The sequence below is a fragment of the Oscillatoria sp. FACHB-1407 genome, from assembly GCF_014697545.1.
Lineage (GTDB): Bacteria > Cyanobacteriota > Cyanobacteriia > Elainellales > Elainellaceae > FACHB-1407.
Map to the genome: position 1 here is coordinate 50,434 of NZ_JACJSA010000007.1, position 17,291 is coordinate 67,724.

The following is a 17,291-nucleotide window of genomic DNA, read 5'->3' on the forward strand; positions in this document are numbered from 1 at the left end:
TACAGAGGAAGGAGGTTAAGGTTTTGTTATGGTTGCTGCTACGACAATAAATTCTCAATCTCCTGATACGCCTGGTTCAAACGGGTTGCCAACAGAGCAATCATAAATTCTTGAAACACAGTGGCAACTTCAGGTTCGTTTTGCTGCATCTGCTGCAAGCGATCGACCGAGAGGCTGTAGAGGATGGTGGGTTGATCCGCGATCGCCGAAGTTTGATAAGGACTTTGAGTATGGAAGGCAATTTCGCCAACGGTTGTACCGACTCCCAGCGTTTGTAGTCTGACAGTAGTCTGGTTAGCCCGTTCTAGCAGGGTAGTAATCTGCCCTGATTCAATAAAATAGAGGGCTTCAGGCTGTTGCCCTTGGTGAAATAGCCAATCTCCGGTAGCAAGTTGCGATCGCTCCAGGTATTTTGTAAACGGTGCCACCTGGTCAGGGTCTGAAAACACCCGTTGCAGTTGCAGTGTCAGGGGCATAAACCGTCCGCGCCGCCAGGTCACCGCTTCTAAAATCTGCCCTTCGCACCACTCCATGCCCCGATCGAGATCGGCAAACACCAGGCAGATTGGGTCATTCTCTTCTAGACACTCCCCCTGGTGCAGCATATTTTTAATGCTGGGGTGCAAACAGGTAAACACCAAACGCAACGACCATTTGTGCGCTAGTTGTTTGAGTTTGACAAAACTGATCACGGCTGAAGAATCGAGTCCGCTGACTAAGCGAAAGTCAAGCACCACAAAGCGGAGGGGCTCCAGATTAATGTCGTTGAACCGTTGGCGAATTTGGTTTAACAAATGGTTTGCTGTCCCAAAAAAGATAAATCCCTGTAACTCCAAAACGAGAGTTTGTTCTCCACGTTGGTTGAGGAGTTGTTCTTGATGACGGGGGCGATTGACATGACTGCGATAGGTCGCTCCAGATAAGACATGGCGGGTAACGCTGGTGCGGCTGTAGTTGACGATAAATAGGGCGATCGCGGTCATGAGCCCCACCCCAACTCCGGGTAGAAACCCTAAAAATCCAATCACTGCCAGAATCAGCAGTACCACTGCATAATCTGATCGGGGCATCTTAGCCGCCGCATCGTAGAGCCACTCCACTAATAACGACAACCCTAGAAACAGCAACAAGCCCCCCAAAACAATTTTGGGAAAATAAGAAATTAATGCCCCCCCAGCCAGCAGCACAAACGTGCATAATCCAGCCGAGATCAAACCAACCCATCGATCTTTTGCCCCCATGCGATAGGCCAGCATGGAGTCTACAAGCATTTGATAGCCAACCAAACCTCCTCCAATGCCAGCAACCAGGTTAGCGAGTCCAGCCGCCTGTAATTCCCGGTTCAGGTTAATATCGCTTTCAGTCACCAACTCCAAACTGCTGGCTGTCAACAAGATCAAAATGGGGCTGATCAATGCAATTGTGAGGATGTTGCCCGCCTGGGCTGTTAAAACAGCCCAGTTAACCTGGCTCAACTGGGTTAAATGAAGCGGTTGCCACAAATTCTCTTGGGAAAAATCGCCCAACAGCCAACCCGCCACTCTTGCTTCTGGGATCGACATTTGAGTGATCCATAGAGCCAAGTAAAACAAGCCAACTGCACCAAAGATCCCAGCAGGCATCACCCAGGGGCGATCGCTTCGCCGTGAGATCAGTAATAGGGCGATCGCAAACCCAACCCCTGGTAACCAGTACAACAGGCGATCGGGTTGCAACAATGTAGGCAGGTTTGCCAAGTCCAGAGCGACATCGGTCATGACTTGAATCGACCCTTGAGCCAACAGCCACCCCGTGCCCGCAATAAACCCTCCAATCACGGGATAAGGGATAAAACGGACGAGTTCACCCACTTTGAGCGATCCTAAAACTAATAAAATCCCCCCAGATAGGAGAGTCGCGAGGGCGATCGTGAACAAAATGGTGATTAGAATAGCCTCTGAGCTAGCTCCAACCATGCTTTGGTGAATTGATGTCGCACTCAAGGCCACGATCGCCGCTGGTAATGAATCAACATCTGCAATTACGATTGGCAGTGAACTGGTGAGAGCCACTGTAGTCCGTAGAGCGATCGCACTGAACAGGACAATGCCAACGCCAATCGAGACGTATTGCGATAGCTCTCCCGAAAAGATCAGTGCAACGAGTGAAATCGAGAACAGCGATCCTACGATACAACTCACCACTCCAGCAATGATATTAAGCAGTAGCCGACGGGCATTCATCGTCGTTAGCTGATGCCATATCTTCTGCTGAATCATGCGATCGCCCCCTATGCGTTTCCTTATCTAATCTTGATCAGAACTGATATCAATCAGGGCTGACGCAGCTGATGTTGTGCTGAATGCAATAAAGCATCTCTTGCAACTCCTCGCGTTGCTCAAAATGACAGAAATGGCTTTAGGTGTACTCAATCCTCCTCTCCCCAATCAGGTGAAGTCACTTCCGAGTTGCACGGGTTAAATCAGAACCATCCTTCCTCGTGACCTGAAACGACCATGACCACCCTTCCCTTAACCACCTTTCCGGGTTCGCCACTAGATGACATTTTCACAGGTGGCAGCGAAAATAACACGATCTTAGGTCAAGCCGGAAATGATGTGCTGGATGGCGGTGCAGGGAATGACACGATATTTGGCGATGCTGACGATGACCTGCTGATTGGCGGAGAGGGTAACGATACCCTCGTGGGCGGTGCTGGCATCGACCGTCTCACAGGCGGCAATGGGGATGATGTGTACAGTGTCGATAGCCGTGACACGGTGACTGAAGCAGGCACAGGACAAGATACCGTGCTGTCGTCCGCGTATAGCTGGCAACTGGGTAGCTATTTGGAAGGTCTAGTGCTGGTTGAAAACAGTGCGGCTGTTGTCGGCATGGGCAATAACCTGAATAACCGCATTTTGGGTAATCGCAGCAGCAATGCCCTGTATGGCATGAATGGCGATGACGTACTGGTGGGTGCTGGGGGCAGCGATGTGTTAGAAGGAGGGATTGGCAGCGATCGCTTTGATTTCCTCGACCCGGCGATCGATGGAGTTGATCAGATTATCGACTTCAACGTGACTGACGACACGATCGGCATTGCGCTCGACTTCACGGGGACAGGTTCGGCGTTTGCCAACGCTGGGTTGACTCCCAATGCCACACTCACCGTTGAGCAGTTTCGCCTTGGAGGAGTAGCCCTCGACAGCAGCGATCGCTTTCTATATGACCCCATCACCGGAGCACTCTGGTTTGATATCGATGGCACAGGTTCGGCTCCCCAAGTACAACTCGCCTTTCTCTCGTCTGGGTTGCAACTGACAAATCGCGACTTTTTTGCCTTTACAGGCACTCCCACCAGTGGCAACCCGATTCCCCCACCAGAGGATAATCGCCCCAAACTGCGCATTGGCACTCGTGGCAACGATCGCTTAGAAGGTGGCAGCGGTAACGACAAATTATTGGGGTTAGGGGGACACGATATTTTGGTGGGCAAAGCGGGGAGCGATCGCCTGGAGGGTGGTGACGGAGCCGATCGCCTGGATGGCGGCACAGGCAACAACAAACTCACAGGTGGCAGAGGACGCGATGCGTTTGTGTTAGAGCCAGGATCAGGTAGAAACTTGATTCTGGATTTTGAAGATCGGCGCGATCGCCTGGGTATCTCGCGGACGGTGGATTGGTCAGATATCACAATTCTTCAGCGAGGCTCACAAACCTTTGTCACTCTGAGTGGTGACCTCGTCGCTATTCTGCGTGGCGTACAGGCTAACCAGATCACGGTCAACGACTTTGTCCGATTTTCAAGCTAGTAGGGATTGTCCTGCTCCTCAACCAATTGCGCCATATCGCCCCGATAGTTTTGATTGATCCGCTCTGCTTTTTGCCGCAGATGCACAGGGACATACCGCAGATGGACAGGCAGCCCATGGAATAGCAAAAACTCGGCTAGCTGATCCGCGTGAATGTAAATGCCTTCGTTGTGCAACCGCTGCAACATCTGCTCAAAGGATGTCCATCCATCCGCTGAGGGACATTTATGAGAAACAGTAGGTGTGTCGCCCAATACCGTAACTTGTTGCAAATCGGTCTGAAAAATACTCACAGCCAGGTTTTCAAGCCACTAATCTTTAGAATAGCAGGTGTGAAAAATATTAAAGCTGCTTTACAAAAGATTAATAGAAATCCTGGCAATTGCTGAGACAGTTGAAACAGAGAGGGATCGGGGAGCTTTTGCTGCAATACATGGCTATAGCCGTAGCCACCTCAGTTAAGACAAGGCACTCAACAGGACAAACGCGATTCATCGCGTCTCTCTCGGCAGGACTCAACTTCAATGTCCTAATGGTTTTGGCGATCGCTATAAAAGGGGTTAAAACACGTCCCATTCCCCACGTCCCATTTCCCACTCCCTTGCAGGTCTTTAGAATAGTAAAGATAGGTAAACGGCTCGTTTGCTCCATCCTCGTCTCTTTGTGGTGCCCTGAAACGTATGGCTTTTTCTTCGATAACCCGTGCCTTAGGGCGATCGCCCCTGACCACTGAACTGCTGACCAAGCTCCATCAGCAGCAGTTTCTCAAGCTCAATGGCATCGCTCGCATCCCCAAGGGACTCGTCGCCTCCACGCTGGCGCAAACCGAACAGCGTAATTTGTTGGTGATCACCGCCACACTTGAAGAAGCAGGACGCTGGGCAGCCCAAATCGAGGCGATGGGTTGGCAAACGGTTCACTTTTATCCGACCTCTGAATCCTCCCCCTATGAGCCGTTTGACCCCGAATCGGAGATGACCTGGGGACAGTTGCAGGTGCTTGCTGATTTGCAAATTGGGGAACCCGTAAAGCCTGTCGCTGGTACTTCTCCTGGGTTGGCGATCATCGCGACAGAACGTGCCCTCCAGCCGCATCTGCCACCCCCGGAGGCATTTCGCCCCTATTGCCTGACGCTGCAACGGGGCATGGAGCTAAATCTGGAGGAGTTTAGCCGTCAGCTGGCAAATCTGGGATATGAGCGGGTGTCGTTGGTGGAAACGGAGGGGCAGTGGAGCCGTCGGGGGGACATTATTGATGTGTTTCCGGTTGCGTCTGAGTTGCCCATTCGTCTGGAGTTGTTTGGGGATGATCTGGAGCACCTGCGCGAGTTTGATCCCGCTACGCAGCGATCGCTCGATAGCGTTCAGCGACTGGTGTTAACGACGACTAACTTTGCCCCGATGATTTTGCAGGGGTTAGGAGATACCGAGACGGCTCGTCTGGATGCCCTGCGCCCTTACCTCTCGCCTGAAGAACTGGAGCGGCTCGAAGCCGGACAGATGCCAGAGGGAATGCGCCGCTTTTTAGGACTTGCCTTTCAGCAACCCGCCTCGCTGTTGGATTATTTGCCCCCCAATACGGTGGTGGCGATCGATGAGGAGGAGCAGTGCCGTGCCCATAGCGATCGCTGGTTTGAGCATGTCGAAGACCACTGGCGGGATGTCTCCACCGGATTAGCAACCTCGTTTCCTCAGACGCATCGCCGCTTTGACGACTCCCTCACTGAAATCGAGAGCTTTGAACGGATCTATCTGTCTGAACTGGCGGAAGAACGGGAAGGGTTGAATCTCTCCAGTCGTCCGGTGCCTGCTACACCCCATCAGTTTGGCAAGTTAGCCGAAACCATTCGGGCTGAGCGCGATCGCGGCTTTTCGGTATGGCTGGTGTCGGCTCAACCCTCGCGGTCGGTGGCGTTGTTACAGGAGCATGACTGCTCCGCCCAGTTTGTGCCGAATCCTCGCGACTATCCGGCGATCGAAAAACTCCAGTCCCAGCGTATTCCCGTTGCGGTCAAATACTCCGGGTTAGCCGAGTTAGAGGGTTTCGTTCTGCCAACGTTTCGGTTGGTGGTCGTTACCGATCGCGAGTTTTTTGGGCAACATTCCCTCGCCACTCCGAATTACGTTCGCAAGCGTCGTCGGGCTGCCTCTAAGCAAGTTGACCCGAATAAGCTGCAACCGGGCGATTTTGTAGTTCACAAAAATCATGGGATTGGGCGGTTTCTCAAGTTAGAGAGTTTGACCATCAACAATGAGACGCGCGAATATCTCGTGTTGCAATACGCCGATGGTTTGTTGCGAGTCGCAGCGGATCAACTCAGCTCCCTATCTCGGTTTCGGGGGGCAGGCGACACCGCACCCGAACTCAACAAAATGTCGAGCAAAGCCTGGGAGAAGACCAAGAGCAAAGTTCGCAAAGCCGTCAAGAAAGTTGCCTTTGATCTGCTGCAACTGTATGCCCAGCGATCGCAGCAGCAAGGGTTTGCTTATCCCGTCGATATGCCGTGGCAAGAGGAATTGGAAGACTCCTTCCCCTATCAACCGACCACCGATCAGTTGAAGGCAGTGCAGGATGTCAAGCGCGATATGGAGAGCGATCGCCCGATGGATCGGTTGGTCTGCGGCGATGTCGGTTTCGGTAAAACGGAGGTGGCGATTCGAGCCATCTTCAAAGCCGTCACGGCTGGAAAGCAAGTTGCGTTACTCGCGCCAACTACGATTCTGACGCAGCAACACTACCACACCCTCAAGGAACGGTTTGCCCCCTATCCGATTCAGGTGGGATTGCTAAACCGCTTCCGCACGGCTGAAGAACGTCGAGATATTCAACAACGGCTCTCTACCGGGGAGTTAGATGTCGTCGTGGGAACCCACCAACTCCTGGGCAAAGGGGTCAGCTTCAAGGACTTGGGCTTGCTCGTCGTGGATGAAGAGCAACGCTTTGGGGTCAACCAGAAAGAGAAGATTAAAACCCTGAAAACGCAGGTGGACGTGTTGACTCTCAGTGCTACGCCGATTCCCCGGACGCTCTACATGGCGTTGTCTGGGGTGCGAGAGATGAGCCTGATCACCACACCGCCCCCCTCGCGTCGCCCGATTAAAACTCACCTGGCTCCCTTCGACCCGGAGATGATCCGCACGGCCATTCGACAGGAACTCGATCGCGGTGGTCAGGTATTTTATGTTGTGCCCCGTGTCGAGGGTATTGAAGAGACAGCAGGGATGTTGCGGGAGATGATCCCCAGTGCGCGGTTGGCGATCGCTCACGGTCAGATGCCCGAAGGCGAACTCGAAGCCACCATGCTCACCTTCAGCAACGGCGAAGCAGAAATTCTCGTCTGTACAACGATTATCGAATCGGGGTTAGACATTCCCCGTGTCAACACCATCTTGATCGAAGACGCCCAGAAGTTTGGTCTGTCGCAGTTGTATCAGTTGCGCGGTCGGGTGGGTCGCGCCGGAATTCAAGCCCATGCCTGGTTGTTCTATCCTCGTCAAAGCCAGTTGTCAGAAGCCGCGCGGCAACGACTCCGGGCGATTCAAGAGTTCACCCAACTGGGGTCTGGCTACCAGTTGGCAGTGCGCGACATGGAGATTCGCGGTGTGGGTAACTTGCTGGGGGCTGAACAGTCGGGACAGATGGATGCGATCGGCTTTGACCTCTACATGGAGATGCTGGAGGACGCGATCAAAGAGATTCGTGGTCAAGAGATTCCGCAGGTGGACGACACCCAAATTGACCTCAGCCTCACGGCGTTCATTCCCGCCGATTACATCCCCGATCTGGATCAAAAGATGAGTGCCTATCGTGCGGTTGCCTCGGCTCAGACCAAGCAAGAATTGGCTCAAATCGCGGCAGATTGGAGCGATCGCTACGGCACGATTCCCGTGGCAGCCCAACAACTACTGCGTATTGTGGAACTCAAACAGGTCGCTAAACCTCTCGGCTTTAGCCGCATCAAACCGGAGAACAAACAACACGTTGTCCTCGAAACTCCGATGGAAGAACCCGCCTGGAACTTGCTCAAAGAGAACCTGCCAGAATACTTGCGATCGCGCTTTGTCTACAGCCCCGGTAAAGTCACGGTGCGGGGATTGGGCGTGCTCAAAGCCGAACAGCAGTTGGATAGCCTGATCGACTATCTGACCCGCATGAAAGGCGTCATTCCAGAGCCAGCGTTAGTTTAGTCAATCGTCAAGGTAATGGGGTGATAGGTGAACCGTAAAGACGCGATTAATCGTGTCTCTCCTGCCATACTCTCCCACTCCTCTACTCCCTTACTCTTTACTCCCTACTCCCTACTCCCCCCTTGAACACCCCCAGCCACGCTATTCTCAATCTGGCCGCTTTAGGTCGCCCAGCCAAGCCACAGTTCAACCTGGCGATCGCGTTGGGTGGCATCCTGCCCGACATCCCCATTTTCATCTTCTTCATTTGGGCAGTCTGGATCGAGAAGATGCCTCGCGCCGAGATTTGGACGGAGGGCTATTATCAACCGTTTTGGCAAAATGCGATCGCCACCCTGCACTCGATTCCCCTGGCGTTGATGGGAGTGGGCATTGCGGCTTGGCGCAACTGGCAAACGGGTCGTCTCGTTTGTCTCAGCATGGTGCTCCACGATCTGCTCGATTTGCCTGTTCACAACGATGACGCTCATCGCCATTTCTTTCCCTTCAGCAACTACCGCTTTATCAGCCCAATCTCCTACTGGGACCCGGATCACTACGGCAACATCGTTGCAGTCGTTGAGATGCTGCTAGTTCTCGCTTCCACGATTTATCTGTTTCGCTGGGTGCGATCGCCCATCAGTAAAACACTAATGGTTGGAGTGAACCTGTTCTACCTCATCGGCTTATTTGTAATGTATCTGAGATAAATCAAAAGGGGTTAAGACCGTCGAATGTTAAGACAACACCAGTCCTGTTTACGCCATAGAGTCGCCACAATCCAACCGTTTTCTTCTAGCGTGTCGGCTACCGGTTTCACCTGGTCTAACAAAATGCCGCTGAGAATGCCCCAGGTTGTGGGTTTGGCGATCGCACTCATGGCTGGGATCAATTCAACAATCACCTCTGCCAGAATATTACAGAGAATCCCATCCACAGGCGCACTGACCATTTCTATAATCTTCTCAATGCTGCCCTCTGCCGCAATCAATCGTTGCGGGTCAATCTGATTCAGTTCGCGACTGTTGGCTGTTGCTTGCACCGCTAGAGGGTCTGTATCTACTGCAAAGGCTTGTCTCGCGCCAAGGAGAATTGCTCCAATCGACAAAATCCCGGAGCCGCAACCAATATCTGCAACGATCGCCTCTGAGGTGCCATCATCACCCAGGCGCATCTCCAACGCCTCCAGACAGAGTTGTGTCGTAGCATGATTGCCTGTCCCAAAGGCGACACCCGGATCGAGCCGTAACACCAGGCGATCGCTGTTTTCCGGGGTTGGCAACCAGGCAGGGTTAATCAGCAGGCGATCGCCCACTTCCTGAGGATGCCAATAATCCTTCCAACTACTTGCCCAATCTTCCTCGTCAATTAAATGCCACTGTACCGCTGGCACTGGCATTCCAACGCACAAAGCATCCTGTTTGAGTAACAACGCCAACGCTGCCAAATCAAGCAACTGAACTTGAATTTGGGATAAGTACCCCCGCACAATGCAGGCATAACCTTTTATTTCACTGGAAGCACCGCGACAACCAAAGTCCTCCAGTCTCCAGAAGACGAGATCTTCCAGAGCCGGATCACAAAGAACTTGAATTTCCCACCAGCTACTTGCCAATCTTGCTGCCTCAAATGCTATACCCTTTTTCCAGTATGGGTCAGGAGTGCCCTTCCCATCCCTTTACTTAGAAAAAAATAGGAATCTTGCAGGACAATCTAAACCATAAAAAATAAATAACAAAGCGCAAGGCTCCGTTGGTCGTATGTGAAACTAACCCTATTCATTTATACAGGTAATTAATCTCTGATCAGGGAAAAGAAGAGGTAAACCGGAGGTCATTTCTCATCCCCTATCACCTGTATTCAAAAATACAAAATTAGCCTGACAAGCTTGATTTACTGGAGGCGTATGTCCGGAGGTCTTGACATGGTTTCAGCGTTGCCCAAAGATCGATCACTCGTTGAATTAGCCGATGAGCTAAATCTTGAATTTTTCCTTGTTTCCTACACAGACCTCCTGGGTGGAACCCGTGCGAAACTAGTGCCTGCCGCTAAAATTGCAGCGGTTGAGTCCGATGGAGCCTTTTTTGCCCCATTCGCCTCAAACTTGGGCTTAGGTCCCGATGCTCACGACATTGCCGCCATCCCTGACCCAAACTCCTTAATTGTGTTGCCCTGGCAGCCCAATGTTGGTTGGCTCGCCAGTGATGCTTACCTGGATGGAGAGCCATTTGCGGCTAGTCCTAGAGTCATCTTTAAGCAAGTTTTGAAACAGTGTGAAAGCTTGGGCTATTCCTACAAAACGGGCGTAGAGGCTGAATTTTCTTTGCTAAAAAAGACAGGTAACGGATATGAAGTCGCTGATCCCCTCGATACGGCTGCTCGTCCTTGCTATGACCAGTTAAACTTAATGCGACAGTTCGACTTCATCTCAACGCTCGTGCGCTACATGGAGCAGTTGGGCTGGGAGCCTTACCAGTGTGACCACGAGGATGCCAATGGTCAGTTTGAAATCAACTGGACTTATAACGATGCGATTGTCACTGCCGATCGCCACGTTTTCTTTAAGTACATGGTGAAAACCCTGGCAGAACAGCGAGGGCTTACGGCTACCTTCATGCCCAAACCGTTTAGCCACCTCACCGGAAACGGGGCACACATCCACATGAGCCTGTGGAACAATGGCAGCAATGCTTTCGCGGATGCCAGCGATGAAATGGGACTATCGGCGATCGCCTACGAATTTCTGGGTGGGGTGTTAGCCCATGCCTGCGGTTTATCTGCCATCTGCAACCCCACAATTACCTCCTACAAACGTCTATCTGCCAGTACTAGCGTTTCTGGCAGTTGTTGGGCACCCCGTTACGTCTCCTATGGCGGCAACAACCGCACTCACATGATCCGCATTCCCGAAGGGGGACGGTTTGAGTTTCGGTTGCTGGATGGTGCGACTAACCTCTATCTGGCGCAGGCAGGAGTTCTCGCGGCTGGACTCGATGGACTCCGCAATCACTTGAAAGCCGGACAGCGACTCGATGAAAATATGTTTGTTCGAGGTTCAGAGTTTCCCGATTTGAAAACCTTGCCCAGCAGTTTGTTAGAGGCGTTAACTGCGTTTCAGCAGGATAGCCTGCTGGTAGAAACCCTGGGACCCGGAGCTAAAACCTTCCTGGATTTCAAATATCAGGAATGGGATACCTACAACTCTAAAATTACCCCCTGGGAAATCGAGCAATATATCAACTGTTAGGAAACGATTAAGGATCAAGGATGAAGGATAAGCAAGAAAAGCTCGCATCTTCTAGACTTATCCTTTATCCTTCAGCCTTTATCCTTTATCCTTCAGCCTTAATATCTTGAATGTCCCCTTGTTGTTTCCCCTACTCCTATTCCCCCTCCTATGACTGCCTTCTTCACCCACAAACTCGCCCGCAAAGATTTCTTAACCAGCCTGGGGATCTGGATGGCACTAGAAATGGTTGCCTTTGTGTTTCTGCCCGTTCTGGGTCTGGTAGAGCCGAATAGCAAGCTACAATCCTGGTTCTATGCCACCTTCCCATTGGGGATTTTAGGTGCGTTTCTAATTGGCTTTGGGTCAGGGTTTATTGCTGTCTCTAACCGTTATGGCACGCGGCTCGTAAAGGCGTTTAGGACTCTGGTGGGAGAGATCATCAGCCTGCTCGGCATTCTAGGCATTGCTTTCCCCCTCCTCGTTGCCTGTATGGAACTCTTCGCAAGCATCTTCAAAAGCTTTTAGCATCAAGATCAAAGTGCGATCGCAACCAAGTCTTGTAAGGGCTCTTTGCTTTTCCGTAATTTGCAAGGACATCAGGCAAGGAGATTTCTGAGAAAGAATTTACCAGTCGGTTTCTGGTAGGGGCGTTGCGCGCAACGCCCTTACAGGTATTTTGTTTCCTGGAAATCTCCTAAGGTGGGCATTGCCCACGCTAGACAACGGATTTTCGGTGGGTTTTCGGATAGATTCTAATTAACGTGAATTCGGGATAAGGATTTCGGCGGTTTTAACCGCCGCTATAAGAGCAAAACCGACCTGCATCGGTTCGTCAAACCTGGATTTTCCGTAGTCCGCATTGGCGGACTTCGCTTGAGTAGCCGCGAATTCATTCGCCAGGCTCGTAAACCGAACTGACGTTAATTAGACTCTTTATAGACCTGAAGTACCATCCCTTCTCGTGCCAGTTTCACATTGGAGAAGCGAGATTGTACTTCTGCCTCGACTTTATCCAGCAAGTCATCTTCGTGTGCTGGGTCGTGGTGAAAAATGATGATCTGTTTTACACTAGCCGCGATCGCCACTTCAATGCTGGCTAACCAAGCTTCAGGTTGCCAGACTCCATTGGCCGCTTCTGGGGCGAAATAGGTGTGGTCAGCGTAAACTGCATCAAAAATCAGGACATCAGCCTGATAGGCAAGATAACGCAGGCTTTGCTCAATTCGCTCAGGGGAATGTTCAGTGTCAGTGGCATATACTACCGAATGCCCATTCCAGGTCACCCGATAACCCAGCGCACTGTTGGGGCGATTCAGCGAGATCGTTTCAATCACAACATCGTCTAGCGTAATCACCTCTCCGGGTGCGATATTGTGAAACGTCAGATTAGACTGCATCATCTGTAACGGCACTGGGAAATGGGGACGCAGCATTTGGTCGGTGAGCCGCTGTTTGATTGATGCCCCGTTTAAGCCAGTTGCCCCGTAGATATGAAAATGGTTGTCTGGTACGAAAGCCGGAATGAAAAACGGAAATCCTTGAATCCGATCCCAATGGGTGTGAGTAAAGAAGAGATGGGCTTCGACGGGCATCTGAGACAACAGGTGTTTGCCTAATGCTCTTAAGCCAGTCCCGCCATCAAAAATTAATCGCTTGCCGCCTACCTTGATTTCGACGCAGGCTGTGTTACCACCATATCGTACGGTTTCCTTTCCAGGAGTAGGAATGCTGCCCCGCACACCCCAGAACTCCACCACAAACTGGCTAACATCCGCCTCAGTTTGAATGTTAGGGTCAACAGATAGGTTGCTCGTACCAGTAGGGTTCAGGCTTGGCATGTCTAAGTTTAACTAACCCTTGCTTAGCAGTTCATAGTACCGAAAAAAATCAAGAAGGACGACCCTTCTTCCTCAGACCCAGATCACAGGATAAATTCCTGCTTCATATCATGCTAGGGGGTTTGAATTAGTAGGGGTTTAACCACTCACACCATCGCTCCCAGATTGTTGAATGGAATCACTCAACTTTTTGTGCCTATACCAGGTATATACTGATGTAACTTTTAGCATCGGGAAGCAGATTGATGAATCTTTCTGCTGAGAGATGAATTTTGTCCGATACCTGATCGTAGATAGCCTAAATTGACTCAATGTTAGGTTAACCCCCCACTAGTCGTAACAGGCAAGTGACTACAGACACATCAGAAAAAACGCTTAACTTAAAGAGGACTTACGCTGATGACTCATCACCATGAGAACAGGTCGGTTGTGGATCAGGAGTCGTCGGTTGCTGAAACCAAAACTCGTTGATGTTTGCCGACCCCGCGTAAGCCCTAATTTGTTGTAGATGCCAGCTTTTGGGAGTAACAAATTGCTTCAACGAAGTAACCAGCTGAGGCGAAGAATCCCCTAAGCTATCATTCTACTTCTTTGCTGCTGCAATGCAGGCTTCAACCAGAGGCATTACCTGATCTACATCTTTCCAGCCCAAAATTTCGGTGACTTTTTTCTCCAGGTTTTTGTAAGTTCTGAAGAACTCTGCAATTTCGTCGAGCCGATGAGGAGCGATGTCTTTTAAGGATTTGACGTGGGTATAACGGGGATCTTTGTCGGGAACGCACAGGATTTTTTCGTCGCGATCGCCCCCATCCACCATTTCCAACATGCCAATGGGACGTGCCGCAATTACGCATCCTGGGAAGGTGGGTTGATCCATAATGACCATCCCATCCAGGGGATCGCCATCATCTGCCAGGGTATTGGGAACAAATCCATAGTCATAGGGATATTGCACCGACGCATAGAGGACGCGATCGAGTGCAAAGGCTTCCAGGTCTTTGTCAAATTCGTATTTGTTCTTGCTGCCACCCGGAATTTCGATCAGAACGTTTAGTAAACCCGCTTTGGGCTGAGGGGGAATGCGAGATAAATCCACAACTGTGTCTCCAAGCTAAAGAGGCGATTGTATGAGAATGGGCTATTCACCATCACTCCCGAATAGCATTTTACGGCGTTAGGGTTACACCTCGTTTTCGGTCTATCTTGTTTCCAGGCTACACCTGAAAAAGGCATGATGAAACTCTGCCTCCAATCAAAAGCGAGAGGCGGGTTCAGTCTTGAACCCGCTTGAATCACCTGAAATAAGGATGGTGTCCAGTTTCCTACTCCTGGCTTCCCATCGGGAATGTACCGATGACGATGCCGCTAACCGTTGCTTCAGGAGCGGCTTCGCCACTCTATATGCTAAGTACTACTATTCACAGATCGGGTCTGGAAATAAAACCAGAGGTGTAGGGTCACAGCCCCTAGCCAGAGGTTCCACCCTGCGCCCAAATTCCTACCCTGATTTACGATGAATCGTGCTAAGCCATTGCCGAGCAGGAGTTAGGAAGCGAAGTCTGGACGAGGTGTGTTGGCGGAAGGAGTGACAAAAGAGAGTTAAGGACAGGAGAATCTAGCAGCTTGGGTGAGCACAGCCTAACCCAGCCTACAGAATCTACAAGAGCCAAAAGCCGTAGGGCTATTTGTCGAGATTGCCGGGTGGAGACAAGAGAACTGACGAGTCTACAGAGGAGAAGTGAGCGATCGCCACGATTGGCATAATCAGGGTTAGCAGCGCAATGAATGTACCAATAACGTCAGCAAATCGCGAATACGTTCGACCCGGAGGGTTTTCAGTTCGACTACCAGATTCCATAAATTAGATTTTGTATGAGCCTGCCTCAGTCATCCCTGACTAAAGCATCGGCAGTGAGTTGATTGCACAATCCTATTCTAGCAATTTAATTTTGGAAGAAAAATTGGCTAATAGGATGGTTGTTCGTAATCTTTCCACTGTATCCAGGGCACTTGTAATCATCATCCGTAGTGTTGCAGGAATGGATACAAGCAGGAGAATAGGATGCTACTGAGATATCTTTGTCACCTTGTCAAGAACTTTATAATTGGCTCTAGTAAATTCTGCTGAAAAATCAGCTGAATGGCTCTCTGTGCAAGAGGTTTGGAATTATACATATTGTAACGATTATAAAAACTGCTGTAAGCTGGGTAGGCTAGTAGACGTGCAAAAAATCTCAATTTTCTTAACGTAAAGGATTCCATGACCACCACAACCCAAATCAAGCATGAAGTCAAAGACCTTTCGCTCGCCGCTGTAGGAAAGCAGCGAATCGAGTGGGCAGGGCGGGAAATGCCTGTTTTGCGTCAAATTCAAGAGCGGTTTGCCAAAGAAAAGCCTCTGGCTGGGATTCGTCTGGTTGCTTGCTGTCACGTCACCACTGAGACAGCTCACCTGGCGATCGCGCTCAAAAATGCTGGTGCAGATGCGTTGTTGATTGCCAGCAACCCTCTGTCAACTCAAGATGACGTTGCTGCCAGCCTGGTTTCAGACTACGGCATTCCAGTGTTTGCTATTAAGGGCGAAGATAACGATACATATCATCGCCACGTGCAAACTGCGCTAGACCACCGCCCTAATTTGATCATTGATGATGGAAGTGATGTGGTGGCAACCCTGATTCAAGAACGTCAGCACCAAATTGCTGATCTCATCGGCACGACTGAAGAAACCACGACAGGAATTGTTCGTCTGCAAGCCATGTTAAAGGACGGGGTATTGACCTTCCCCGCGATGAACGTCAACGATGCTGACACGAAGCACTTCTTTGATAACCGCTACGGTACAGGTCAATCCACCCTGGATGGCATCATCCGTGCCACTAACATTTTGTTGGCTGGTAAAACTGTAATCGTCGCTGGCTATGGCTGGTGTGGTAAGGGAACTGCACTGCGGGCGCGTGGCATGGGTGCAAATGTGATCGTCACTGAAATCGACCCAATCCGGGCGATCGAAGCGGTCATGGATGGTTTCCGCGTACTGCCAATGGGGATTGCGGCTCCTCAAGGTGACATCTTCATCACCGTAACTGGAAACAAGCATGTCATTCGCGGTGAGCACTTTGAAGTGATGAAGGATGGGGCGATCGTTTGTAACTCCGGTCACTTTGATATTGAGATTGACCTCAAAGCTTTGAAAGGCATGGCAACTGAGGTGAAGCAAGTTCGCAACTTCACCGAAGAATATCGCCTCAACAACGGCAAATCAGTTGTAGTGTTGGGTGAAGGTCGTCTGGTCAACCTGGCAGCGGCTGAAGGTCACCCCAGTGCTGTGATGGATATGAGCTTTGCTAACCAGGCTCTCGCGTGTGAATATCTGGTCAAAAACAAAGGCAAGTTAGAACCTGGCTTGCACTCTATCCCCACGGAAGTCGATCAGGAAATCGCTCGTCTGAAACTGCAAGCGATGGGTATTGCGATCGATAGCCTGACAACAGAGCAGGTTGAATACATGAATTCCTGGACATCCGGAACTTAAGTGTCAAGGAAAGAATAAAGAATGAAGGATAAAGCTAAAACCTTTATCCTTCGTTCTAGACAACCCAAATCAAAGGAATAAGCTAGATGGCGGAGTGGATTACCAACTGGATTACCGAAACCATGGAGTCGTTAGGATACGTGGGAATTGGTCTACTCATGTTCCTGGAAAATCTATTTCCGCCGATCCCCTCTGAGTTGATCATGCCATTGGCTGGGTTTACGGTGGCACGGGGAGACATGGAGCTTGTTCCGGCGATCGCCGCTGGTGTGATTGGTACAATGCTGGGCGCACTGCCATGGTATTACGTGGGTAAGTTTGTGGGTGAAGATCGTCTGCGAAATTTGGCAGACCGATATGGCAAGTGGGTCAGCATCACCGGAAAAGATATTGATAACTCCAAGCATTGGTTTTACAGACACGGCACAAAAGCCGTTTTTTTCTGCCGTTTGGTGCCGGGAGTGCGGACGCTGATTTCCTTGCCTGCGGGTTTTAGTGGGATGGCGATCGCCCCGTTTTTGATTTACTCAACATTGGGAACAACTGCCTGGGTTGGATTGCTCACCTTCGCCGGATATTTGTTAGGAGAGAACTATAACCTGGTTGAAGAGTACTTAGGTGTTGTGTCTAAGGTAGTCTTGCTGGGCATTGTGCTGGCGTTCGTCTTTTGGATTGTGCGACGACAACGGCGATCGGCTTAGTGGCGATCGGCTATAGTCCACAATCCTA

General features: G+C 50.7%; 14 protein-coding genes. 7 read left to right on the top strand and 7 right to left on the bottom strand.

What is annotated here, in order from left to right; translation table 11 throughout:
- Nucleotides 1–38: 38 nt before the first annotated feature.
- Nucleotides 39–2,258, bottom strand: a complete 2,220-nt coding sequence (locus H6G89_RS13180; RefSeq protein WP_190506901.1) for a SulP family inorganic anion transporter — start codon at nucleotides 2,256–2,258, stop codon at nucleotides 39–41.
- A 237-nt stretch (nucleotides 2,259–2,495) separates the two neighbouring features.
- Between H6G89_RS13180 and H6G89_RS13185 the strand changes: the two genes are divergently transcribed.
- Entirely contained in the window at nucleotides 2,496–3,794 is a 1,299-nt protein-coding gene (locus H6G89_RS13185; protein ID WP_190506903.1) for a calcium-binding protein, read from the top strand.
- On the opposite strand, the gene H6G89_RS13190 is transcribed toward H6G89_RS13185, so the two are convergent.
- Nucleotides 3,791–4,087: a hypothetical protein gene (locus H6G89_RS13190; protein WP_190506905.1), complete on the bottom strand. Its 297-nt coding sequence runs from the start codon at nucleotides 4,085–4,087 to the stop codon at nucleotides 3,791–3,793. The genes H6G89_RS13185 and H6G89_RS13190 overlap by 4 nt on opposite strands.
- A gap of 387 nt (nucleotides 4,088–4,474) precedes the next feature.
- Between H6G89_RS13190 and mfd the strand changes: the two genes are divergently transcribed.
- Together mfd and H6G89_RS13200 are read left to right on the top strand one after the other, a co-directional pair.
- Nucleotides 4,475–7,981 carry a transcription-repair coupling factor gene (gene mfd, locus H6G89_RS13195; protein ID WP_190506907.1) on the top strand — a complete coding sequence of 1,169 codons (3,507 nt, stop codon included), beginning with the start codon at nucleotides 4,475–4,477 and terminating at the stop codon, nucleotides 7,979–7,981.
- Between the two features lie 122 nt (nucleotides 7,982–8,103).
- Nucleotides 8,104–8,670 (top strand): hypothetical protein, encoded by a 567-nt coding sequence (locus tag H6G89_RS13200; protein ID WP_190506910.1) that lies wholly within the window; start codon nucleotides 8,104–8,106, stop codon nucleotides 8,668–8,670.
- Nucleotides 8,671–8,681: 11 nt separating this feature from the next.
- On the opposite strand, the gene prmA is transcribed toward H6G89_RS13200, so the two are convergent.
- Nucleotides 8,682–9,575 (bottom strand): 50S ribosomal protein L11 methyltransferase, encoded by an 894-nt coding sequence (gene prmA, locus H6G89_RS13205; RefSeq protein ID WP_190506912.1) that lies wholly within the window; start codon nucleotides 9,573–9,575, stop codon nucleotides 8,682–8,684.
- Between the two features lie 291 nt (nucleotides 9,576–9,866).
- Here prmA and glnT point away from each other — a divergent pair, with 291 nt between their 5' ends.
- Nucleotides 9,867–11,207, top strand: a complete 1,341-nt coding sequence (gene glnT, locus H6G89_RS13210) for a type III glutamate--ammonia ligase (protein ID WP_242059933.1) — start codon at nucleotides 9,867–9,869, stop codon at nucleotides 11,205–11,207.
- Nucleotides 11,208–11,357: 150 nt separating this feature from the next.
- Nucleotides 11,358–11,714, top strand: coding sequence for a hypothetical protein (locus H6G89_RS13215; RefSeq protein ID WP_190506914.1), 357 nt, complete (start codon nucleotides 11,358–11,360; stop codon nucleotides 11,712–11,714).
- Nucleotides 11,715–12,109: 395 nt separating this feature from the next.
- Here the strand turns inward: H6G89_RS13215 and H6G89_RS13220 are convergent, their stop codons facing one another.
- The 4 genes from H6G89_RS13220 to H6G89_RS13235 all read right to left on the bottom strand — a co-directional run bounded on the left by H6G89_RS13220 (nucleotide 12,110) and on the right by H6G89_RS13235 (nucleotide 14,885).
- A complete protein-coding gene (locus H6G89_RS13220; protein WP_190506916.1) occupies nucleotides 12,110–13,027 on the bottom strand; it encodes an MBL fold metallo-hydrolase in 918 nt (305 codons plus the stop codon).
- Between the two features lie 391 nt (nucleotides 13,028–13,418).
- Nucleotides 13,419–13,568: a hypothetical protein gene (locus H6G89_RS13225; protein WP_190506918.1), complete on the bottom strand. Its 150-nt coding sequence runs from the start codon at nucleotides 13,566–13,568 to the stop codon at nucleotides 13,419–13,421.
- Nucleotides 13,569–13,610: 42 nt separating this feature from the next.
- Nucleotides 13,611–14,123 carry an inorganic diphosphatase gene (locus tag H6G89_RS13230; RefSeq protein ID WP_190506920.1) on the bottom strand — a complete coding sequence of 171 codons (513 nt, stop codon included), beginning with the start codon at nucleotides 14,121–14,123 and terminating at the stop codon, nucleotides 13,611–13,613.
- Between the two features lie 585 nt (nucleotides 14,124–14,708).
- Nucleotides 14,709–14,885: a hypothetical protein gene (locus tag H6G89_RS13235; RefSeq protein ID WP_190506922.1), complete on the bottom strand. Its 177-nt coding sequence runs from the start codon at nucleotides 14,883–14,885 to the stop codon at nucleotides 14,709–14,711.
- A gap of 402 nt (nucleotides 14,886–15,287) precedes the next feature.
- Between H6G89_RS13235 and ahcY the strand changes: the two genes are divergently transcribed.
- Complete coding sequence (gene ahcY, locus H6G89_RS13240; protein WP_190506925.1) at nucleotides 15,288–16,562, top strand: adenosylhomocysteinase; 1,275 nt, start codon at nucleotides 15,288–15,290, stop codon at nucleotides 16,560–16,562.
- 86 nt (nucleotides 16,563–16,648) lie between these two features.
- The gene (locus H6G89_RS13245; RefSeq protein ID WP_190506927.1) at nucleotides 16,649–17,263 is read left to right on the top strand and encodes a DedA family protein; all 615 of its coding nucleotides are present in this window, start codon (nucleotides 16,649–16,651) and stop codon (nucleotides 17,261–17,263) included.
- The last annotated feature ends 28 nt before the right edge of the window (nucleotides 17,264–17,291 follow it).